Origin of the sequence: Facklamia hominis CCUG 36813, assembly GCF_000301035.1 — a bacterium.
Lineage (GTDB): Bacteria > Bacillota > Bacilli > Lactobacillales > Aerococcaceae > Facklamia > Facklamia hominis.
Genome location: NZ_JH932292.1, coordinates 257,556 through 280,693, shown reverse-complemented (window position 1 = coordinate 280,693; position 23,138 = coordinate 257,556). Strand labels below are relative to the sequence as shown.

The 23,138-nt window shown below is 38.0% G+C and carries 14 protein-coding genes; all 14 read right to left on the bottom strand.

Annotated features, from left to right (window positions below):
• Positions 1-81 precede the first annotated feature (81 nt).
• Complete coding sequence (thyA, locus tag HMPREF9706_RS01315; protein WP_006907545.1) at positions 82-927, bottom strand: thymidylate synthase; 846 nt, start codon at positions 925-927, stop codon at positions 82-84.
• 137 nt (positions 928-1,064) lie between these two features.
• On the bottom strand, positions 1,065-4,058 hold the full coding sequence (locus tag HMPREF9706_RS01310; protein ID WP_006907544.1) for a pneumococcal-type histidine triad protein: 2,994 nt from the start codon (positions 4,056-4,058) through the stop codon (positions 1,065-1,067).
• Between the two features lie 357 nt (positions 4,059-4,415).
• A complete protein-coding gene (locus HMPREF9706_RS01305; RefSeq protein ID WP_006907543.1) occupies positions 4,416-5,720 on the bottom strand; it encodes an amidohydrolase in 1,305 nt (434 codons plus the stop codon).
• 99 nt (positions 5,721-5,819) lie between these two features.
• Positions 5,820-6,857, bottom strand: a complete 1,038-nt coding sequence (locus HMPREF9706_RS01300; RefSeq protein ID WP_006907542.1) for an ABC transporter substrate-binding protein — start codon at positions 6,855-6,857, stop codon at positions 5,820-5,822.
• Positions 6,858-6,868: 11 nt separating this feature from the next.
• Positions 6,869-7,888: an ABC transporter ATP-binding protein gene (locus HMPREF9706_RS01295; protein ID WP_006907541.1), complete on the bottom strand. Its 1,020-nt coding sequence runs from the start codon at positions 7,886-7,888 to the stop codon at positions 6,869-6,871.
• Between the two features lie 13 nt (positions 7,889-7,901).
• Entirely contained in the window at positions 7,902-8,681 is a 780-nt protein-coding gene (locus HMPREF9706_RS01290) for an ABC transporter permease (RefSeq protein WP_006907540.1), read from the bottom strand.
• The gene (locus HMPREF9706_RS01285; RefSeq protein WP_006907539.1) at positions 8,681-9,508 is read right to left on the bottom strand and encodes an ABC transporter permease; all 828 of its coding nucleotides are present in this window, start codon (positions 9,506-9,508) and stop codon (positions 8,681-8,683) included. The genes HMPREF9706_RS01290 and HMPREF9706_RS01285 overlap by 1 nt, the downstream gene beginning before the upstream one ends.
• Before the next feature lie 190 nt (positions 9,509-9,698).
• Positions 9,699-13,574 (bottom strand): helicase-exonuclease AddAB subunit AddA, encoded by a 3,876-nt coding sequence (gene addA / locus HMPREF9706_RS01280; protein ID WP_006907538.1) that lies wholly within the window; start codon positions 13,572-13,574, stop codon positions 9,699-9,701.
• Positions 13,558-17,187 (bottom strand): PD-(D/E)XK nuclease family protein, encoded by a 3,630-nt coding sequence (locus HMPREF9706_RS01275; protein WP_006907537.1) that lies wholly within the window; start codon positions 17,185-17,187, stop codon positions 13,558-13,560. Before HMPREF9706_RS01275 ends, addA begins: the two co-directional genes overlap by 17 nt.
• Positions 17,188-17,252: 65 nt before the next feature.
• Positions 17,253-18,482, bottom strand: a complete 1,230-nt coding sequence (gene pepT, locus HMPREF9706_RS01270; protein ID WP_006907536.1) for a peptidase T — start codon at positions 18,480-18,482, stop codon at positions 17,253-17,255.
• Positions 18,483-18,497: 15 nt separating this feature from the next.
• A complete protein-coding gene (locus HMPREF9706_RS01265) occupies positions 18,498-19,298 on the bottom strand; it encodes a Nif3-like dinuclear metal center hexameric protein (RefSeq protein ID WP_006907535.1) in 801 nt (266 codons plus the stop codon).
• Positions 19,283-20,014 (bottom strand): tRNA (adenine(22)-N(1))-methyltransferase, encoded by a 732-nt coding sequence (locus HMPREF9706_RS01260; protein WP_006907534.1) that lies wholly within the window; start codon positions 20,012-20,014, stop codon positions 19,283-19,285. The genes HMPREF9706_RS01265 and HMPREF9706_RS01260 overlap by 16 nt, the downstream gene beginning before the upstream one ends.
• 93 nt (positions 20,015-20,107) lie before the next feature.
• Complete coding sequence (gene rpoD, locus HMPREF9706_RS01255; protein WP_006907533.1) at positions 20,108-21,265, bottom strand: RNA polymerase sigma factor RpoD; 1,158 nt, start codon at positions 21,263-21,265, stop codon at positions 20,108-20,110.
• Between the two features lie 10 nt (positions 21,266-21,275).
• Positions 21,276-23,129 (bottom strand): DNA primase, encoded by a 1,854-nt coding sequence (gene dnaG, locus HMPREF9706_RS01250; protein WP_006907532.1) that lies wholly within the window; start codon positions 23,127-23,129, stop codon positions 21,276-21,278.
• Between the last annotated feature and the right edge of the window lie 9 nt (positions 23,130-23,138).

Sequence of the window (23,138 nt, the reverse complement as noted above, 5' to 3'; positions counted from 1 at the left end):
CTCAGTAATTCCTATATATTATATAATAAAGAACATTAGTTTGTGAAGGATTGAACGCACAAAAAGTCATTCAACATTGTTTTAAATGCTAATTTCATAATTGAAATTTCCTAAATGATCATAATTAATCACTTGACAGTCCGTCAAAGGTGTTTCAAAAAAATCTAAAGATGATGGTAAAACCAATTCGGGCTGAGAAAGATTTTGCCAATGGCCCTGTACTTGTTCTTGCAGTTGATCCATATGTCTTAAGTAAATATGGGCATTAAAAATCGTCCAATGCAGATCACCCAAGGCTCTACCTGTGACTTGAGCCACCCGTCGATGCAATACTCCATATTCAAACCAATTTGATGGGAGCCCTAAGGCGCAGTCTGCTGATCGCTGAACGACATTAAGATGAAGCTTGCCATCCGGACTAACTTGCCAATGGGTCAAGAATACACAGGGTTCTAAAGCCATCTCAGCTAAGTCATCCACATCATATAGGGAGGTCATAATCCTTCTGGAATTTGGATTGTCCTGAATTTGATTTAGAATAAATGCCACTTGGTTCATTGATTCTTTGTCTTTACCTTGATGACATTTCTTGGCTAATTGGTAGCCATAAGCCTTACCAATGGTCCCATCTGCTAATTGCCATTCATTCCAGACTTGGCAACCCATTTTTTGTAATTGATGGACATCATTGGATTGGAGTCGCCAAATCCAGTCTAATTCTCGTAGGAAGGTTTTAATAGCAATTCGCTTGCTTTGCAGGATAGGTAGGCCATCTTCAGGTTTGAAAACACAATGAAAGTGTGGAATTGACCGCGTATAGGCAGGTTCACCGTCTGAATAGTGTGGACGAATGGAACCAGATTGGTCAAGCCCTTCTTCAATAATCTTCTGGATTAAATCTTGATAGATCACATCCGCTTGAGTCATAATTATCCCTCTTTCAATGGTATTCTTGCCTATTTTACCATTTATCTTCTGTAATTAATAGATGATGAGTGCTGATCCAGTTGTTACAGGTCAAAAAAAGCTATGACATTTAAGTCATAGCTTTTAAAAAAGAAGTTTTACTCATTTTCTAAAGCAACTTCCGAAGTTGAAGATACGGAATCTTCAGCTTCCGGTGATTCTTCCAGGTTCTTGCTAGGATCAACTGGTTTAGAATCGTCGTTTTGACTGCTTGCTGAGCTTGATTCATTTTCCTCTTCCTCTGCTTGTTCACTTGCTTGATTAATGGCGTGCTCTTCTACGGATAAATCTGGCTTTTCAATATTAGGTAGAAGCGATTTATTGTTTGCTCGATAAGCTTTGACTGCGACCGCATAGTCCACCTTGATATTGCCTGATTTTGTTTGAATATAGAAGGCTTCTGGAGATCTGAAATAACTGATTAATTCGATATCAACTTGGTAGGCTTGCGCTAGGAAAGCTTTTAAGTCTTTGACTGGCACACGCTCTTCTTTATTTTCTGGTTTTTCTTTGTCAACCGGTTTGTTTTCAGATTCTTTTTCTGGAGCAGGACTTGGTGCTACTTCTTGCTTATCTTCTACCTTAAAATCCACTTCATCATATTCAATCGGTAATTTAATGGAATTTAATGCTTGTTCATGGTAATTACCAGCTGGATCATAGTAACCGATCATTCCTCCACGACTTATCATAACTGGTTGTTGTGGATCCAATAATCCAGCAGCCGCTGCTGTCTGCTTGAAGTATTCGCGTTTCAACTGCATCACATAATTTTCATAATTGTCAAATTCCTTATGTTCATCATCAGCTTGATAAGCATTCTTAGATAATTTAGTAGGTGTTTTAGATAAGTAATAAGTATGGAAGTGCCCTTCGTGCGGTACATTAACAATATCGCCCTTTACTTCAATATCTTCTACCTTAACGCCATTTTTTAGTGCAAGATAGGCGAGTTTTTTCTTCAGATCTTCTGGTGATTCCTTATGAGTATTATCTGATTGAGCCACCTTGTTGGCATTAATATAATCTTGAGCAGCTTTCAATTCGTTATCATCTAGATCGGTAAATGGTACATAATGAAGATGGTTACCATGACCACATACAAGCCCATCTGACGTATATTCTTGAATCGATTCAGGGGTAAATTTAAAGCCATCGTCGGTTGTATAAGCTTTTCCATCTTGTCCTAAAGCGGATTTCTTTATCTTCATCGCTAAGAAATCAACTAGACCTTTATTGCTTTGTGGACTCTCTTCTTTCGGTTTTTCAGAAGGTTTTACCGAATTTGATTCAGAACTTTCTTGACCTGATTCATCCTTAGATGGCATGGATGGAATATTGCTACTTGAAGATCCATTGAGATAATACTCGACTAGTTCTAATTCTAAAGGCGATAAGTCACTCGGTTTAATAACATGATAGTGATCACCATGAGGATGTACATATCCCATACTATTCTTCCCTGTAACTGCCTTAGGATCAAACACCAATCCATCTCCTTCATGATAGCGTTGACTGATTGGTAAACTATAGAGTTTTCTAAGCTTAGCCTCCATACTTGTATCCATTTCTTGACTTGGTGATGATGGCATATCTTTCTTATCAGTGGCTGAAGAGCTGTTAGCATCTTCGTTGGTTTTTAAATGACTCAAATGTTTTTGAATATAGGCTTTGGCTGCTGCTAATTCGGCTCTCGATAGATCTGCGAAAGGTACATAATGAAAATGATTTCCATGCGAACAAACCATCCCATTTGCATCAAAGGAAACGATCGATTCAGGCGTAAATACGTACCCATCATCCGTAGTATAGACTGATCCTTTAGCGGAACTGGCTTTTTTATTGAGTTCGTCGATTTTATTTAAAGCAGCTGCTAAATCATTGCCCTTTGAGTTGGTTTGACTATGGGAATTTGCTCCAGATTCAGACATACCCAGTTTGGCAAAGGCTTGAGCTTTTTCAGCGGCAGATAAGTCTGATAAAGGAATAAAATGGAAGTGGTCACCATGCGGAACAATAAATCCATTTCCAGTAAATCGAATAACATCATTTGGACTGAAAACATATCCGTCATCTGTCACATACTGACCATTGGCGTTGCGGCTTCCGGAACCTCCACGAATTCCGCCCTTTTCTTCTTTTTTCACTTCCGCAGCATGGTCAATTCCTTTTGCTTTATAATCGTCTTTAGCTTTTTGAATCGCTTCTTTAACTTTCATTAGATCTAGTGGTTTATTCGATTCGTTTGGCATAAAGTAAACCCGATCCTCTAGCTTAACTACTTGTCCTGACTGAGTATTATAGAGGACTTCAGCCTGACTAAGATCTACGGTCGAGTCTGCTAAAGTTGTTTTTGCAAAAATGCTGTTTTCTGGTGCTTGACCTGGGAAGATGTATAGGTCTAAACCATGGATAGTTACATACTCATTTTCGGTCAAATAAAGAACAATAAAGTCTGATTCTATTTCTTTAGATTCGGCGACTTCTTCAGGGCTTCTTTCAAATTCATAATTAATACTCGTATCATCTTCTAATCCTAATTGATCCATAATTCCTTTGATGCGTTTTGCATCGTCAGGGTGAATGCCAAAGGATTGTAAGGTTAACTCTTCAACTGAACGGACATTCTTAGCATCTGAAGAATCTTCTAAATAAAGATAATATTGATTCTCTACTTTAACAATATATCCTTCATCCGTTTTACTGATAATATCTTCTTTATTCAATTGATAATCACTTGGAGTTAATAGATCTTCTGAAAAAATTGAGTCGGCTGGCACTTCTCCATTATAATAATGATAGTGATCGCCATGCGAAGTAATATAACCTTCGTCATCAATTTGAACGACAATTTGTTCTGAAGCGATACCTTCGGCTTCGTTAATTGCTTGTTGTGAAGGATCATTACTATGGACCTGTCCGTGTTCTTCATGATTACTGTTAGAGTCATGATCCTTGTCTTCTTCCTTATCATCCACGTATTGAATGCGATTGGATGATTGAGCTAATACAGCTTGAGTTAAAGGTAAGCTGGTAGCTAGTCCAAGTCCTAAGACGGCCGTCGATGTTAAAATTAATTTATTATATTTCATATATCCTCCTTGATATTTTTAAGTGAATGATTAAATAGTAATAGTTACTCTTTAGCTTGTCAAGGCCAAATACAAAAAAATTACTGATTATTTTTGCCAACCATTAGTTATTATTTAATCCATGACTCAAGGAACTTTGTGGAAATAAGCTAGATCGAATCAGCCAATGATTATGGTAGAAAATGGGGTCCATGCATTAACTCAGTCAATCACAAAAAGATCTTTAAGCTCATGTTTAAAGCTTAAAGATCTTTCCTAAAATATTGATAATCCTTTACTTAATGATTGAAGGGCCCTTTTCTATCAAGACATTGGATTAGAGCTCTATTATTTTGCGATATTCTCTGTTAATTGCAGCTACAAATTGGCTAAAGCTTGATTAAAAGGTTCCATCGCTTGAATAAGCTCCTGTTTTAATTGATCGAGAGACACATCTGATAAGTGTTTATCTTCAACACATAAATGTCCATTTACCCATACATGGCTAACATTGCTGGCATTGGCTGAATACACAAGTACAGCATAAGGATCAAAGACTGGAAACATATTCGCAGATTGAGTTTCAACGAGGCATAAATCCGCCAAATTTCCAGCCTTAATACTTCCTAACTCTCGATGTCGCTTAATAACCTGAGCTCCACCATAGGTAGCCAGTCTAACAATTTCACGTGCAGGAAAAGCTGCTCGATCATGATTATAAGTCTTATGAAAGTTGGCTAATAACCGCATTTGACTAAATAAATCTAAGCTATTATTAGAGCTAGGACCATCTGTTCCTAAGCCCACTGCGATACCTGCTTGTAACATTTCTTTAATGGGAGCAACACCTTTGGCAGACTTGGTATTGGCTCCAATACAATGGGCAACCGCCACTCCCTTTTCTTTTAAGAGGTCAATATCCTTAGCATCAACATGAATGCAGTGTGCAGCAATCAAACGGTCATCTAATAGACCCAAATCATTGAGATATTGAACCGGAGAAGATTGACATTCTTTTTGGTACTTGCTCATTTCAAAATCCATTTCTGATAAGTGAATCGTCCAGGGAGCTTGAAAATCAGCAGCTATGGTTTGAGCGGCTTTGAGACTCTCGCTTGTATTACTATAGGGGGCATGCGGGGCGATGGCTGGAGTAACTAAGTCCTTATTTTGCCATTTTTGTATAAAAGACCGGCCGTACTTCAAGCCAGCGAATTTTTCTTCCCCATCAGGCGCTTGATCAATCACCGTTTCGGCAACAATTCCTCTGATCTTCATCTCTTGACAGGCCTTAGCCACTTCCTCTTCAAAATAATACATGTCTACGAAACTCGTAATACCTGCCAAGAGCATCTCTGCCATAGCATATTTGGAAGATGCATAGACTAAGGGGGCATCCATGGCTTGGTTTTCTAAGGGAAATAGGAAACGGTGTAGACGATTAGGGACATCGTCTGCTAAAGATCGAAATGGAATCATTCCCAAGTGAGTATGACAATTAATCATACCAGGAATTAAAATGCCATCCTTAGCATCGAATACCCAATCACATTGGGATTCATTAGCATATTCCCCTGATCCTACTTCTTTAATTCGGTCACCATCAATGACTAGGTATCCAGGATGAAAAATCCTATCATCCTGATCCATGGTTAAAATATGAGCATTTTTAATGAGTTGCATTCTATCCTTTTCCCTTCTAAAAAAGCTGCGATCAATCCATCGCAGCTTTTTATTTTATAGCTATTATTCAATCCAGAGCAATCAGCCTTTAAAGGTTGATTATTGATTGATTACTTGATTCCATTCTTGGATCCAAGCTTTTAAGTGTTGATCAACAAAGGAATAATCGATGGATTTAGCGCGTTCTACGATTGCTCCATAAGTTTTATTGGCTTGAAGGTCATCTGATAACTGAACTTCTTTATTAGTCGGTGTTTCATTGAGGCTTTCAGCGACTTTAACTTGAAGCTCTTGATCTAACTTCCAATTGACATAGTCATAAGCCAATTCTTTATTTTCTGATTTTGCTAAGACATTGACCGTGTTGTAGTTAGCATAGGTACCTGATTCAGGGACCACATATTTAAGCTGAGGATTAGCTTGTAAGATTAGTGGAATCGCAAAATCAGCCACTACTGCTGCTTGAATTTCGCCAGTTTGAAACAAGTTTGATAAATCAGAGGATTTAGAATAGGTCTTAAGGATATTAGGGCGTAATTCACTTAAGGCTTCAAAGGCCGCTTTACCTTGATCGGACGTAATATCGACGCCCTTATAGTCACTGGCAAGATATAAAAAAGCAGGACCAAAGGTTGTTGAAATATCTGGAATAGAGACTTTCCCAGCTAAGGAACTGTCCCATAGATCAGCCCATTCGCTTATATCTTTTCCTAAGGCTTCAGGATCATAGATAATACCGATTGAATTGACCGTATAAGGCACCCCTGCCGTTTCAACCACTTCTTTAGCAGAATCCGTTAATAAATCAATATTTGGCACCTTGCTGGCATCTAATTTCTCAAATAAGCCATCAGTTTGTCCTTGAGTCGCATGTGCTTGAGATAATTCAATGATATCGATCTTGGCATTAGGATTGTTGGTTAATTTGGTAAAGCGCTCACCCGAATTACCCACTTCTGTTACAAATTCGGTGTCAAATTTTTCAGAAAATGGAACTAGAATATCTTGTTTAATGATATCCTCATTAATCGCAAATGTTGATAAAGTTAATTTATGACTGGCAGCATAGGCAGTTGGTACTAGCGTATTGGCTAATAGAGCACCTGATAAACAAGCTAAAGTAAATGTTTTTTTCATAATGATTCTCCTTATAATAAAATTAAATGATCTTGTGGGAAATGTAGATAGACTTTCTCATGTGGCTGTAACTTAATCTTACTTTGAACCGGTATTCTTCCCTCCTTTGTAAGCATATCATACTGGTAAGACTTACCTAAAAAGTTAATTGTTTCAACAGTAGCCTCTATATCATCTTCTCCATGCTCACTAGTCAAAACAATAATCTCTTCAGGTCGGATTGTTAATACTCCTCGGTCTTTTTGAGAATTTACCGAAAAATCTTGACCGGAAGCACTCTGATACTTTCCATTGACTAATTGGACTGGAATAAAGGTCTCAAAACCGACAAAATTAGCCACAAAAGCAGTTTTTGGCTGACGATAAATCTGCTCTGGATGGTCATATTGTTCGATAACACCTTGATTCATGACCGCCACTTTATCTGAAATAGCAAAACATTCTTCCTGATCATGTGTTACAAATAAGGTCGTAATACCAATTTCTTGTTGAATACGGCGAATTTCATTACGTAATTGGACACGCAATTTAGCATCCAGATTTGATAATGGCTCATCCAATAATAATAATTGTGGCTCAATGACTAAGGCACGTGCCAAAGCCACACGCTGACGCTGTCCTCCAGAAAGATCTTGTGGATAGCGATCCGCTAGATCGGACAAACCTACTAATTTTAAGATATGGTCTACTTTTTCTTTTTGCTGAGTCGCATTTTCTTTTCTTAATTTTAGTCCATAAGCAATATTTTCTCTGACTGACATATGTGGAAATAAGGCATAAGATTGAAAGACCATTCCAAAATTCCGCTGATGAACCGGTGTTTTTATCAAATTTTTACCAGCGACACAGATTTCACCCGATTGAGCAGGAACTAACCCTGCTAGGGTTCTCAATGTCGTCGTCTTACCACAACCAGATGGCCCCAATAAGGATACCAATTCTCCTTTTTCAATGTTTAAATTAAAATCTTGTAAAATCATCTGTTGCTTGTTATAAGCCACTGATAAATTATTTAATTCTATAAATGACATAGATACATCCCTTCTACATAACCTTGGAGAGTCCCAATGTTTTTTCGATTAAGATCATGATCACAACTGTTAAGGCCATTAATAAAACCGATATTGCGGATACTGTAGGATCATAATTATACTCAATATATCCCATCAATTGGGTCGGCAATAAAGTCACCCCTGGTCCGGATAAAAATTGTGATACTGGAATATTATTGAAAGAATTAATAAAGGCTAACATAAAACTCGCGAAAATTCCTGAACGAATATTCGGTAATATAATTTCAATAAAAGTTCTTATTTTACTGGCACCTAGTGTCCAAGCTGCTTCTTCCATTGAAAAATCTAACTGATCTAAATTTGATCCCACCACTCGAATAACATAAGGTAAACTAATCAAAAAATGCCCTAAAAATAAGCCAAGCAAAAGATCCAGCTGACATTGGATCACAATAAATTTAAAGAGTGAAAAACCGACGACGATGCCGGGAATTAAGGTAGGCGATAAAAAGAAATCTCGAATCGCTGACTTAAAGGGATATTGATGTCTAGCTAGTGAATAAGCTGCAGGGACGCCTACCAAAATAGCTGCTAGGGTTGCGGATAAGGCAATCCAAAGACTCAATAAAAAACTATCCATAAAAGATTGGTTTGAAAAAGCATTGACATACCATTTTAAGGAAAACCCTTCAATGGGAAATTGAATCGCTGCATTCTCTCCAAAAGAACTTACAATCACAATAAAAAGAGGAGCAAATAGAAAGAATAGAACACTGTATGCCACTACTGTCAAGGCTGATAGTCGCTTCATTAAATCGTCCCCCTTTTATCAAGCTGACGCGCCATGGCATTTAAAGCCTTCATAACGATAATCGTTACAACAATCATTAATAAGGCAATGACCCCAGCTAACTGCCAATCTCCTAAGGTCATCGCATTTTGGTAAAGAAAAGTAGACATTAACATGTTTTCATTCCCTCCCAATAATTGGGGAGTAGTATAGGCTGTCAAAGTCCCTGTAAATACAAGGATTGACCCAACAATAATTCCAGGCAGCGTTAAGGGAAAAATAACGTCCCAAAAAGAACGGATAGGACTCGCCCCTAAACTACGACTCGCTTCAATAATTTCAGGGTTAATGGTTTCAATAACACCGACTAGTGTAATAATCATCAGCGGTAAGAAGAGATACAAGGAACCGATCACAATGGCAGATTCTGTATATAAAAGCTTAATGGGTTCATTTACCCAATGTAATGATGCTAAGAGTTGATTAATCAAACCATTACGTCCCAGGATCGTTATCCAAGCAAAGGATCGGACCACCGAATTAATAAGCAATGGAAACAGAACAAGACCCATTAATAGAGACCGAACTTTTGCCGAGCAATTAGCCATATAGTAAGCCGTAGGCAGACCTAACAAGGCTGCTAAGAAAGTGACTAAACTGGCTATTTTTAGAGTTCGCCAAAAAACACTTCGATTAAAACTGTTGGCAAAAAATTCACCATAAGCTGATAAACTAAAGCCATCCGGCATTATTGTTGGATAGAGAATAGACAATAAGGGAAAAATTAAAAAAAAGAGCAGAATCACTACGCCAGGTAAGATCCATAAATACTGATGCTTTTGCTTCATAAGTGCCTCCTAACTAATACAAAGCCAATTATAGCATCCCCCTACCCTCGAACAAGCAAAAATCAATAAATCTTCCAATTAGAAAAGTGAATGTTCGGAAAATTTGTCTATATTCGAAGTTATTAAAGATAAAAAGACTATTACATTTAAGTAACAGTCTTTAATACAGTCATTTTATAATGCCATTATCTCACTCAGTCATTGAAATGACTTGATTAAAATCTAAGGCAACTAAATAAATTCCAGCTGCCTCCATGTTCAAGGCGTTTTTAAGGGCCTGTGCATATAGACTTAACTGAGTTTGATATTTTGATTTTAGGCGGGCTAATTGTTCCTCCTTACTTAAATGAGCTGAAGGATGAAATCGATCTGTTTTATAGTCGATCAAGACAAATCCTTCATTAGAACGAAGCCAATAAGCATCAATGACCCCATGAATTAGGACATGATCTTCAGCAAATTTAAGGGATGCTTGAGGCAGGTTTTGAAACAACTCACTTGCTTTAACCCAGTAAGAATAGGGTCGTTCTTTTTGGATATTAGCAGCATTATCGATCATTTCTTGACCTAAGGATGAGGCTAAGAAATGACTGATCGAATCAACAGCCAAGTGACTAATCTCTTGTTTAGTTAAGTATCCTTGAATTAATAAGTTATTAGCCTGCTGGTTTAAAACACTTGGATATTGCTGAATTGATCTAGCTTGAAATTCACTAAAATCAATTTTCTGCATAAAGAAGTGGTTAAGGCTACCGATTCGACTTGCTGTCATCCTATCTTCCTGCATAAATTCAGGGGCTAAAAATGCATCCCGCATAAACGGCAGAGATTGGACACCTTGATCGACAAGTCCGGGTCGTCGATCCTCAAAATGAGAAATGTGTGGATGGTCCGGCTCTTCAAATAACCGCTTCAGTTCAGAAACAGATTGATAAGAAGAGGTTTGACTGGAGTGAATATATGGGTAATCATAGAATAGTTGTTGATTCAATCGGGCTAAATTAATGCTAGAATCAGGTTGACGATTGACTAAAGGCTCCCAGCTTTCTTGTAGCCAAAGATTGGGGTCCTTTAAGGTCGACCAAGCGTTAATCGTAGGGAGTTGTTCTTGTATTTGACTCTGATTTTTAATGCTTACTTTAAAATCCCCTTCTTGTAGCTTAGCATTCCCCTGTGTATTAGCACGATACAAAGCTAGGGCACTTGCAATCCACTGTAAAAAATGCTTGGCTTGTGATCGACTGGCTAGATCAACCAATACGGATTCAGGGGCCTTGGCTTTAACTACTTGATCCTGCCAATTTTCCCACTCTTCTTCTTTATTAATTGTTCCTACTAGGATCAATTTTTGTTCTGCACGAGTCAAAGCAACATAAAGTTTCCGTAATTCTTCGGATTTAGCGTTCTGTTCAAGCACTTGTTGTTGGGCCACTTTAGAGAGCGATTGGTAAATTAATCGTTGATCGGACTCATAGTAATCAATGCCCATACCAAAATTCTTAGTTAAGCAAACAGGTCTTCTTAAGTCCTGTTGGTTAAATTTACGACTTAAATTCATTAAATAAACTATAGGATATTCCTTTCCCTTTGAGGCGTGAATCGTCATTGCTTGAATTTGATTTTGATTCTCTTCAACTAATAAGGGCTCGGCCAAATCTTTCTCATGGTCTAACATTTTATCAATATATTGAATAAAGGCAGTAAGAGTCTGCTTGCCTTGTTGAGCAAGCGTTTGACCCAACTGATAAAATGCATGCAAATTAGCTTGTCTCTTAGGCCCATGATCCAATCCCATTACAAAATCTAAAAAGCCAGTATCTTGATAAATAAGCCAAATGAGTTCATCTAATCGATGATTATTTTGATAATCCATCCAGCTTAGTAATTGTTGGTAAAAAGCCTTTATGCGTTTTTGAAGTTCCGATGAATAATATTGATGTGTGGGTTCTATTTGATAAAGATAATGGACGAGTGCTTCATAATAGCTCCCATTAGGATGGGCTAAACGAATCCGACTTAAATCATTATCATCTAATCCTACAAAATAAGAGCGTAATATGGCTACCCAAGGAATATCCTGAATCGGGTTATCTAATAATTTTAATAAAGCTAACATCAATTGAATTTCCTGACGTTGAAAATAAGCTTCAATATCTTGACTCATAAAAGGTAAGCCATAATAGTTCATCGCTTCATGTAAAGGTAAAAAGCTTGCTTTCGTTGGACATAAAACAACAATATCTCTAAAAGTGATCTGTCGATCCTGTCCCCTATCCTTATCATAGATCTGGTAACCGGAACGAATTTTATTGTGAATATCTTGAGCAATCATCAAGGCCTCTGCTTGAATACTTGCATCAAAAAGTCCACTTGCATCAGAATCCAAATCTTCTGCCTCTTCAGCTTCCTCTAAACCCTCTTTGTTATAGAGCAAAATCTCAATTTGATAGGGGCTATCAGGCCCAGAGTAGTCAAAGTCATTCCTTCCTAATTTTAGGCTTTCAGCTAACCCATAATCCATCTGACCAAACTTGTGATCCATTAATCGTTCAAATAAATAATTTGTAAAATTCAGCACCTCAAAGCGGGATCGATAATTTCGATCTAATTGAATCAACTGTCCCCCTTGATTATCTTGATAAGCCTGGTATTTTGCCAAGAATAAGGAGGGTTCCGCCATCCGGAAACCATAAATCGACTGTTTAACATCTCCTACCATAAAAAGATTTCCCTTTTGGTTTGGAACATATTGATGGGATAACCAAGCAAGTATTTCAGATTGAATCTCGTTAATATCTTGATACTCATCGACCATGACCTCTTTAAACTGTGCTTGATAATAGTGAGCAGCTGGAGAAGCCTGACGGCTTTGAGTGTTGGGATCATAAGGAGCTAATAAATCCAGGGTAACATGTTCAAGATCATTATAGTCCATCAGGGCTTCTTGCTTTTTAATCCACTGAATTTGTTCATAAAAGGCTTGACAAAGCTGACCTAAACGTTGTAAATCAACTTGAATCTTTATTTCAATACTTTTACTTTGTGCCAAATCATAAGGAAATAGCTTCTGCAAATTATTCAACTGATTCTTGGCTTGGTCACGAAGTTCCTTCATTTCCTGAATCCATTCCAGATCTTCCTCTAATTGTTTACCACGACTGGATGGCCAACGGTCAAAACTAAGTTGATCCAGAGATTGGAATATTTTTTGAGGCGATTTCTCCAAGAGTGCTTGATAAATTGTCCGAACGGCTTGAGCCTCATTTTGTAAAAGAGACTGATATTTATCAATACATGTTTGACTACAAGACATTAAGATTGATTCAATATGTTCATAGGAGTGTAGAGCGAGCTGGCACCCCGCTTTAAGCGTAACTTCTAGGCCATTAGCATAGAGTTCGGAATCGAAAAATTCTTCGAGTGAGTTAAATCCATGACAAGCTTCCTTTAACCAGACCATAGGCTGTGGATGAGCTAGAGCAAATTGATAAATCGCCTTAACTAGGTCCAATAATCCCTGACTATCACGACTTGAACTATAACAATCCAAGAGTCGTTGAAAGTCCACTGGCTTTAAAAGTTGATCTGAGTCTTCTTGGTGGATCTGTTCAACCACTCTTTGCCAGGCTCTAAGATAAATCAATTCCAACTCCGCTGAACTTGTTATTAAACGAAAATCAGGATTAATATCCGATAAGTAGAAGAAACGTTGAATAACTTGAAGACAAAAGGCATGTAGGGTCCTTATGTGTGCTTGGCTGAGTTTATCACGTTGCCCTAGTAAATAGGTTAAATGTGAACCACTACTAGTTTGAATCGCTTGTTGTAATTTTTTGTCCATTCGTTCTTTCATTTCTAAAGCCGCTGCTTCAGTAAAGGTTACCACTAATAGTTGGTCGATTTCTGCATAGGTTGAATTTAAATGTTGGAGAATCCGTTCAATTAGAACGGATGTTTTCCCAGATCCAGCAGAAGCGGCCACAAGCAAATTGTCCCCTTTTTGATAAATAGCTTGCCATTGTTGATCATTAAAGTGACTGTTAGCTGGCTTAATCGGTAATCCCATCGGACTTCTCCTTTCTTTGTAATTTTAAATGAGTAAGTTGGTCTTCCATAGCTTTTAAAACAGCTTTCTTATCAATTCCTTTTTGACGATAAGCTGAATAAGATTGACTCGCATCAAAACCAGTAATCAACCGATAAGGCCGTCTTAAAGATGGTGTATATGGAGCATCAATAAAGGGGGCAAATTCGATATGACCCGCTTGAATTTGGTCGGCTGCTTTTTTAAACATCCAATGTGTATAAGCTAAGAGCGTTTTTACTTGCGATGAATCAAAGTATGGGCTCCCGCTGTAATAGGTTCCATCCTTTTTATAGCGAACGGGATAGATTAGGGACTGCTTGCTAAGACTTGCACCCTTTTCCAAATCGAGTAAGACATCGGAGGGCAGCGTCACAAAACCATTAAGTCGTCGTTCTTTTAAGAAAGCTGTTTTCAGACCCTCTGAATCCAATTGAGCAATCGATTTATCAGCACGACGATAACCCTGTAAGATTGGTTGATAAAAGGCTCCCAAAGACCTTGCCCGAGGGTATTTTTTTAAGGCAACGGCTAAATAAGTTAATATCTGCAGGTCTAATCCATAGAAGCTATCTACAAGATTAAACTGCTTGTTGGATGATTTATAGTCAATCACTTGTAAATAAGCTTGATTAATTTGGTCAATTAAATCAATTCGGTCGATCTTTCCACGAATAAACAATTCCCCACCGGATTCCAAAGAATAGCTAAAGCTTGGTAGTAAATCTTTTTTGGAACGCCCGAATTGTCCTTCACTAATTAAGATACGAGCCGGTAATCGTTCATTTTGTTGATGAATGAGGTGGACAAAAGCAAATAATTGCTCTTGCAATTGTTTAAAGACAGCTTGACTGACTGTATCTTGATTAAAGGATCGAAAGTCTTGCTGACTAAGACTAGTGGCTATAATATCATGAAGACGTTGATCTAAGTCCTTGGGATTTAAATCCGCTAAGCTGATTGCCTGGTCTTGGAGTGATTTAGCCAATTGATCCAGGCTAAAATGTAGAAAATCCCCCGCCGACATAGGATCAATTTGAGCAATTCGTCGCTCCTTAAGTCGCAATCCATAAAGCAAAAAATGGGAAAAAGGATCTTGATAATATTGTTCGACTTGAGAGACCGACAAACTCATGTCCTTGCCATAAAGAGCGAGTGCTAAATCTGAATCAATCCGATCTGGTAAATGATAAAATCTGAACAGCCCCTGTATGAAGGACTCTAACCGCTCTTTTTCAAAAGGATGCGACTGTAATAAGTAGACAATCGACTGGCTGAGCGATTCAATTGGGCTATCTGTTTCATAACTCACCCTAAGTGAACGAAGAATGGGGGCTAGTGTCATCGGATACTGGCCGACTGTATCCAAATTGAGGCTTTTTTCCTGTGTTTGCCAATTCATTCCTGAAATGATCTTCACGTCAAAGCCACCGCGTTGAATGATTGTTTTCAAGTAAGGGGACCAATCGAGCACCTTATTCTGAACAGTCTGAGCCATGGAAAAATAGAGGCGCTGATCGGCTTTTAAAAATAGCCGGTAGGCTTGCAATAGTTCAAATCCTTGGTAAAAATTAATAGGCTGTATCAATTGCTGATACGGCAGTAATCGATCTGCAATCTTGGCTCGCTCTTCCCTTGTCAAAAGCGAGCTATCTTGTGGAATTAAAGGTAAGGCATCTTGGTCCATTCCCACCAGAAAAGCAATTTTTGGCGTTTGAACTTGAGGGGAAATGAAATTGCTGAATCGAACTTGATCCAGCGTCGGTGGAATAATATGAAAGCTAGCTCCTTCTAATGCTGCTTGTAAGTTCAAAAAGAATTCCTCAAGTGTCATCGCATTTTGTCCATAAATCATATGAAATTCTTGGATCGCATCCATTAGTAATTGCCACACTTGTTCATTTTGCCGAAATACACCTTGGTCTCCTCGCTTAACCGCCTCTACACTACTTTCTCTTAATTGATCAGTGACTGATAATTGCTGCAATAAGTGATAAAATCCAGTTGCCAAAGCTTCACCAGAAGTTTGCTGACTCAAGTCTTTCATACTATTAAATACCCGAGTAACTAAACTTTCACGAAAAGCTTCAATTAAACTTGCTTGAGCGAAAGGTCGTGACTTACCTTGATGATCAATGTAGGCTTGTTCGATATTTGCGAAATGCCAAGGATAATCAAGTTGATAGACCTGATAACCACTTAGTTGATGGATATATAGGTAATTATCTACTTGTGCTAATAGATGTCGGTATTCCCTTTCCAATTCCTCCTCTGTAAAGTCGGAAAAATAAGGCTTTAAGTCCATTAAACGAATCAGGGGAGATTTAATAAATTGTTGAATATCTTCTATTTGCCACTGATACCGATCAAGGGCAGCCAGCGTTATAATCAATTCATAGAGTCGATGATTTTTCATCGATAATGCATGGTCAAAGAAATAGGGAATTTTATTGGCTTGAAAAATTGGATCAACGATCGCTTGATAACGGTCCATATGGCGGGCAAAAACTTGAATATCTCGATAGCGCAAGCCTTGATGGACTACCAAATCATGGATTTGATTTGCCACATACCGTAATTCTTCTTCTAGGGAAGCTGCTTGAGAAAAATGACAAAAGGATGATGCTTTGACCTTCCTTAGATCTGGTAATTTATTCATCGATGACGAATAAGAATGATGGTCTAATATCAGCTGCTTAAAGCTATTCAATAGGGCACATTGGTCCGAATTCGCTAAATAAGAAATTTCTTCTGGTGATTCCGTAGTAAAATCAATCCCCAAGGAATATGACAAGGTCTTTAATCGATTATATGTATGGCAAGCTAAAGAATAAAGTCGGGACGGTTGCTTGCTTTTTAAGATCTCCTCATCAACTGCTAGCGCTAGCCAGACCGTTTTACAACATTTGGCTAAATTTAAAACCACTTGCATTTCCTGACTGGAAAAAAAGTCATACTGATCAATCACAATCACCGTATTCGACAGATCCGATTTTTCTAAATAGTCATTTAAATCGTTTAATAACTGAAAATTCTGAAAATCTAATCGCATTAATTCATCAAGAAATGCTTGATAAATATAACGGAGTTCAGCTAACTTGAGATTTTCGAGGTCTGCTGTCCTAGGATCGGTATCTTCTGTTAAGCTCTCTAATTGATCTTCGGATAGATCACTGGCTGTCACATTGCCTTCCAGAAGTTCTTTAAATAAGACTAGCAATTGTTCCGCAAATGCTGGGTGCTTGATTTGACGTCTAAAAAGCCGAATTTGATCCTTTGATTGGCGCAGAATCGTTTGAATAATCATGGCTAATCCTAAATCACTCACGGATTGCTTCGATTTTTGATCACGCATTAAAAACCAAGCTAAACGAGAAAAAGAAGCCACTTGAAGTGCCATTAAGCTGGCGCTATTTTTATTAAATTTCTGACATTGATAGTCTAGAATAGCAGCTTCCATCTCAAATTTTGAGTGCTCAGGAACAATATAATATATTTGACAATCAGGGTCTTGTTTTAATTGATCGAATAACTGATCTAAAATATGAGGTCGCTTATCATAACGATCATCGCCACTTATTACATGTAATCCCATTACGACCCTCCTTTGCAATTTTTAGAAAAAAGGCCATGACAATCGTCATAGCCTCAAAATGTTTGTTAAGCTTGCGCATTTAATTCAACGATCTTAATAATGACTTGCGCAGCTTTGATCATTGATTCGACTGCCACATATTCATAACGTCCGTGCATATTTTCGCCACCTGCAAAAATATTCGGTGTAGGAATTCCCATAAAGGAAATCTTGGAACCATCGGTACCGCCTCGAATTGCTTTAATATCTACCGGGATATCGAGTGATTCCATCGCTTTTTGAGCTAAGTCCACTGGTGTCATATCTTTCTTAATAACTTCAGCCATGTTATAGTATTCATCCTTCATGCTTAAGTCAACGACTAGATGATCATAGGCTTGATTAATTTGATCAACGATGGCAGTAACTTGGTCTTTGCGTGCTTGGAATTGCTCACGATCAAAATCACGAATAATTAATTGAACCATTGCTTCATCAACGGTTCCTTGAACTTGTAAGACATGATAGAAGCCTTCACGTCCCTCTGTATATTCAGGAGCCTCTTTACTTGGTAAGGCTTGAATAAATTCACTGGCAATCATCACAGCATTAATCATTTTTCCTTTGGCAGTGCCAGGGTGAATATTTTTTCCTTGAATCTTTAAGACAGCTTGAGCAGCATTGAAGGATTCATATTGTAATTCACCTACCGGACCTCCATCCATTGTATAAGCAAAATCTACTCCAAATCCTTCTGCATCAAAATGATCAGCACCCCGACCAATCTCTTCATCCGGACCAAAAGCAACGCGAACTTTTCCGTGCTTAATTTCAGGATGTTTAATTAAGTAATCCATGGCTGTCATTATCTCAGCAATCCCAGACTTATCATCTGCACCGAGTAAGGTTGTCCCATCTGTGGTAATTAAAGTCTGACCTTTATAATTTAATAAACTAGGAAATTCTTCGGGCGATAAATCAACGTGATCATTTAAGGGAATAACTTGTCCTTGGTAATCGGAATGAATTTGTGGATTAACTTTCTCTGAATTAAAATCAGCGGTATCAACATGGGAAATGAATCCAATGCTTGGAACGGTTGCTTGACAGTTTGCGGGTAGAGTCGCAGTTACAAAGGCATTGGATGGATTGAGCTCAACCTCTTCCATTCCCATCGCTTGTAATTCTTCCACTAAAAGATTTAGTAAATCAAACTGACGTTCTGTCGAAGGAATTGTCTCACTTGTTTCATCTGAGCGAGTATTAATCTTAGCATAACGAATAAAACGTTCCTTTACCTCTTCAAAAAAGTCCATGGTATCTCTCCTTTATTAACAATAGTCAAATGGATCTGTCTTAACTTTACTAGAAATCACTTCAATTGACCACTGATTTTTTAAAAATTCTTCTTCTAATCTCTCTTTTACAGGTTCCATAAAATAATGTTCCACGTAATGACCTACATCCACTGTTAGATAGTCTGTTTCATAAAGATCCTGACCCTTATGATAAGTGACATCTCCAGTAATAAAGACATCAGCACCGCAAGCAGCCACTTCATTAAAGAAATCAGCACCAGAACCTCCTAAAATGGCTACTTTTTGGTATATATCTTGAGGTGTTTTTTCAATAAGCTTTAATTGCTCCAAATCAAAAGTTCTCCGAATATGATCAAGCAAGTCTGTACGGTTTAAGGCTTGTTTCAAATAGCCCACTCGGCCTAAACTTGTCAAGGGGGTTTCAACCGGGTATAAATCGCTTACGTTTTCTAGTTCCAGCCGTCTAGCCAAGATGTCATTCATACCTTCTTTAGCCCGATCAAAATTGGTATGCATGGCAAAAACATTTAAATCCGCCTTTACAGCTGCTTGATAGACTTTTGTTTGATTATCTTGATAATCAAACCGTTGAATCGGTGAGAAAATAGGTGGATGATGAACAATCAGTGTATCCACCCCTGCTTCGATCGCTTCTTCGATAACTTCTAAGCGTAGATCCAGGGCCAACATTATTTTTCGGACTGGGGCTAATCGGTGACCAAAATGAAGCCCTACTTTATCCCATGATTCAGCCAAACAAGCTGGGTACCACGCTTCCAAAATATGAATGACATCCTTTAACAAAATGGGCATCTTTCAACTTCCTCCTTAAACCAATTTAATTTGTTCTGCATGCTATCAATAGTTTGATCAAAGTTAGCATCTTTAGATTGTGCTTGTGACATTTCTTCAATAATTCGATTTAAACTTGAGATTTGATGCTGACAATACTCTAAATAGCTAGCATCAAAAATTATCCGGTCTTTTTTACCCATTTTTAAATCACGTGTTGAATAATTAATAACTTTGCCAACTTGACTAGCAAACATTAAATTATAAGTTTTTCCCTTATCTTGAAGCCATTGTTCAAGTTCAATTCGATAACCATGCTCCCAAAGAAAAGACCGTAAGAGTTCTTCGTGATTGTTGGCTTGAAGCACGAGACGGGGAGTTAATTTATGCTCTAATAAGCCCTCTTCTAAAATTTTACGAATCAATTGACCTCCCATTCCACAAATCGATGTGACATTCACATGATCATCTTCCTTTAAAACTTGATAGCCATCGCCTAAACGGACGTGTAACCGATCCGTTACTTGGCATTCGATAGACTGGCTCAAAGCTGACTGGTAAGGACCTTCCACCACCTCACCCGCTATAGCTGATTGAATAATGCCTGCTTGGATCAAAGCGATCGGTAAATAAGCATGGTCACTTCCAATATCTAGTAGATGAATGGGTGACGGGACTTGAGTCTCAATCCAATGAGCCACGCTCTTCAAGCGTTTAGATAGATTTATTTTTTTCATATTAACCCCTTTAACGAATCACTTGTAGCTAGACAATAGAGTCTTTGTTTAAAAAAAGAGGCCACGACACTTTGTCACGGCCTTTACGTTCATTTATTCTAGAAAATCCTTTAACTGTTTCGAACGAGAAGGATGACGCAACTTGCGTAAAGCTTTAGCTTCAATTTGACGTATACGTTCACGAGTAACCCCAAATACTTTACCAACCTGTTCTAGGGTACGAATATTCCCATCATCTAATCCAAATCGAAGTCTTAAGACATTTTCTTCACGATCAGTAAGAGTATCTAAAACATCTTCTAGTTGTTCACGCAATAAAGATGACGCTGTAAATTCTTCAGGACTTAAGGCACCGTCATCTTCAATAAAATCACCTAAATGAGAGTCATCTTCTTCTCCAATAGGTGTTTCTAAGGAAACAGGTTCCTGAGCAATTTTTAAAATATCCCGTACTTTTTCCGTTGGCAGATCCATTTCTGCACCGATTTCTTCGGGTGTTGGTTCGCGACCCAAGTCTTGTAGAAGTTGTCGTTGAATTCGGACAAGCTTATTAATGGTTTCAACCATATGTACTGGGATTCGGATCGTCCGAGCTTGATCAGCAATCGCCCGTGTAATCGCTTGGCGAATCCACCAAGTTGCATAAGTAGAAAACTTAAACCCTTTGGTATAATCAAATTTTTCAACAGCCTTCATCAGACCCATATTTCCTTCTTGAATTAAATCCAGAAAGGACATTCCACGTCCCACATAGCGCTTAGCAATGGATACCACTAGACGTAAGTTGGCTTCCGCTAGTTCTTGTTTAGCAATTTCATCACCTGCTTCAATGCGCTTAGCAATTTCTACCTCTTCATCAGCTGTTAGTAAATCCACTCGACCAATTTCTTTTAGATACATACGAACTGGATCAGCGACTTTTATTTTAGAAGCCTGAATTTTTTGTGACGCGGACAGTTTTTCATTACTTTCATTTGCTTCTGCCTTAACCATTTGTTGTTTGGTCGGTCCACCATCTTCACCAACCACTGCAATGCCTTGATCTTCAATGGTCTGAATGAGCTGATCAATTTGGTCCGCATCAAGACTATATGGTATTGCAAGCTCCTTCGTCAACTCATCATACAGAATTTGTCCACTAAGCTTTTTTAAACGAATCAGTTCTTCTGTTGCCTGCTTAAGAGGGAGTCTGATTTCATTTTGTTCAAGATCTGGATTCTTTTTTTCTTTGTTTTCATTTTCTTGGGACATAATTAACCTCCTAGTTTTTCTTTTTTAATTGTCGCTCGATGGTCATAATCTTTAAAATCGTTTCTTTAGCAAGTTCTTGATCTTGTTCTTTAGTATATTTTGATAATTTTACTTTTAATTCTTCAATCTCTTGTTGTTTAAAAGCTTGATAAATTATAGCAAGACAATCGGGCATAGTCTGAACTTGATAATCCAAAGGGGTATGATCCCATAGAATACTCGTTAAAAGTTGATTAACTTGCGGATCTTCCATCTGATCAACAATTCCTGTTAAAGGAAATGGATGTCCTTCATAATAATAATCGCATAAATAATTAAAGGCCTTTTGTGCAAAGGAATGATACATTAAAGGCATCTGCTTTTGTTGATTCACAAAATTCCAGGAGTCTTCATAAAATATCAATTGTCCTAGCCACACTTTTTCAGCTTGAAAGGCAGCTTGTGATTTGATAGGTAAGCTAGAAGCAACCTCACTTGAACTAGAAGCAATTGTAGCTTGAGTATCTCTTCTAGTTTTGCTAGATTGTTTGAAAGAAGAAGCGGATGATTGAGCGGGGTGAATGCGAGCCAATTGCTCTTCCAACAAGTCACTATCTAGATCATATTCTTGGGCTAACTGACCGACATATAATTGACGCTCAATCGGTGACTGAACGGTCGATAATATTTTCAAGAGACTTTCAATATATTGTGAGAGTCCTTGAGCATCCTTAAGATTAAAGTCGCCTTTTCGATACTCCTTATAGAATTCATAATAGGAAAAAGCCTGGTGAATTAACTGCCCAAAAGCAGGAGCTCCCTTCAACTTAATAAATTCATCGGGATCTTTTTCTTGGGGAATCTTTATTGCCTTAAAACGAGTCTCCTTAAAATCAGTGGTCAATTGAAAGGCCTTAATCGTGGCATTTTGACCTGCTTGATCCCCATCAAAAACAAAGATTAATTCATTCGCTAACTTCGTCAGATAAGCAAGGTGGTCTCTGGTTAAAGAAGTTCCCATACTTGCAACCACCTGTTGGAATCCAGCTTGATACAAACTAATAACATCAAGATAACCCTCGCAGATCAAGATTTGATTTTGTTTTCGAATTTCAGATTGAGCCAAATCCAAATTGTAGATTAACTTGGATTTTTGAAATAAGTCCGTCTCCGGTGAATTAATATACTTTCCGCCTCGATCATCAGCTGGTCGATAACGACGTCCAGAAAAGGCAATGGGTTTTCCTGAACGATTTCTTAATGGAAAAATAATCCTCCCACTAAATCGATCCTGCAAACGATTTTGTTGATCAAGATAGAATATTCCCGAATCCAAAAGACTTTTTTTAGAAAAAGCCTCTTGCTCTAAATATGCCAAGACTAGTTCAGAATTTTCGGGAGCTAAGCCAAGTCCAAAAGTTCGGATTGTGTCATCTTTTAATTTTCGATCATGAAGATAATCTAAGGCTGCTTGGCCATTTTGAGTATGAACTAAATAATAAGCATAGAATTCTTGAACTTTTTCGTGAATACGATATAAACTCTGTTTTTGTGGATCGATTTGAAGTCCAGGATCTTCCTGAAAATACTGCTTATCCAGTTCGAGATGGGCAAGTTCAGCCGCACGCTTTACCGCTTGAACAAATGAAATAGACTCGATTTCTTGTAAGAAACCAAAAACATTCCCTCCACGTCCACATGAAAAGCACTTATATATTTGTTTCTGTGTATGAATCGAAAAAGACGGATTACGGTCTTCATGAAAAGGACAAGAAGCCACATAATTTTGGCCTCTTTTTTTAAGTTCAACATAATGACCAACGACTTCTTCTATTCGAACTGTTTGCCTTACTCGATCAATGACCTCATTTGGAATTTTAACCAAAAAGCGCCT

Coding starts and splice junctions, on each gene's coding strand:
- thyA (WP_006907545.1), bottom strand. CDS start 927: ATGACTCAAGCGGATGTGATCTATCAAGATTTAATCCAGAAGATTATT.
- HMPREF9706_RS01310 (WP_006907544.1), bottom strand. CDS start 4,058: ATGAAATATAATAAATTAATTTTAACATCGACGGCCGTCTTAGGACTT.
- HMPREF9706_RS01305 (WP_006907543.1), bottom strand. CDS start 5,720: ATGCAACTCATTAAAAATGCTCATATTTTAACCATGGATCAGGATGAT.
- HMPREF9706_RS01300 (WP_006907542.1), bottom strand. CDS start 6,857: ATGAAAAAAACATTTACTTTAGCTTGTTTATCAGGTGCTCTATTAGCC.
- HMPREF9706_RS01295 (WP_006907541.1), bottom strand. CDS start 7,888: ATGTCATTTATAGAATTAAATAATTTATCAGTGGCTTATAACAAGCAA.
- HMPREF9706_RS01290 (WP_006907540.1), bottom strand. CDS start 8,681: ATGAAGCGACTATCAGCCTTGACAGTAGTGGCATACAGTGTTCTATTC.
- HMPREF9706_RS01285 (WP_006907539.1), bottom strand. CDS start 9,508: ATGAAGCAAAAGCATCAGTATTTATGGATCTTACCTGGCGTAGTGATT.
- addA (WP_006907538.1), bottom strand. CDS start 13,574: ATGGGATTACCGATTAAGCCAGCTAACAGTCACTTTAATGATCAACAA.
- HMPREF9706_RS01275 (WP_006907537.1), bottom strand. CDS start 17,187: ATGGGATTACATGTAATAAGTGGCGATGATCGTTATGATAAGCGACCT.
- pepT (WP_006907536.1), bottom strand. CDS start 18,482: ATGGACTTTTTTGAAGAGGTAAAGGAACGTTTTATTCGTTATGCTAAG.
- HMPREF9706_RS01265 (WP_006907535.1), bottom strand. CDS start 19,298: ATGCCCATTTTGTTAAAGGATGTCATTCATATTTTGGAAGCGTGGTAC.
- HMPREF9706_RS01260 (WP_006907534.1), bottom strand. CDS start 20,014: ATGAAAAAAATAAATCTATCTAAACGCTTGAAGAGCGTGGCTCATTGG.
- rpoD (WP_006907533.1), bottom strand. CDS start 21,265: ATGTCCCAAGAAAATGAAAACAAAGAAAAAAAGAATCCAGATCTTGAA.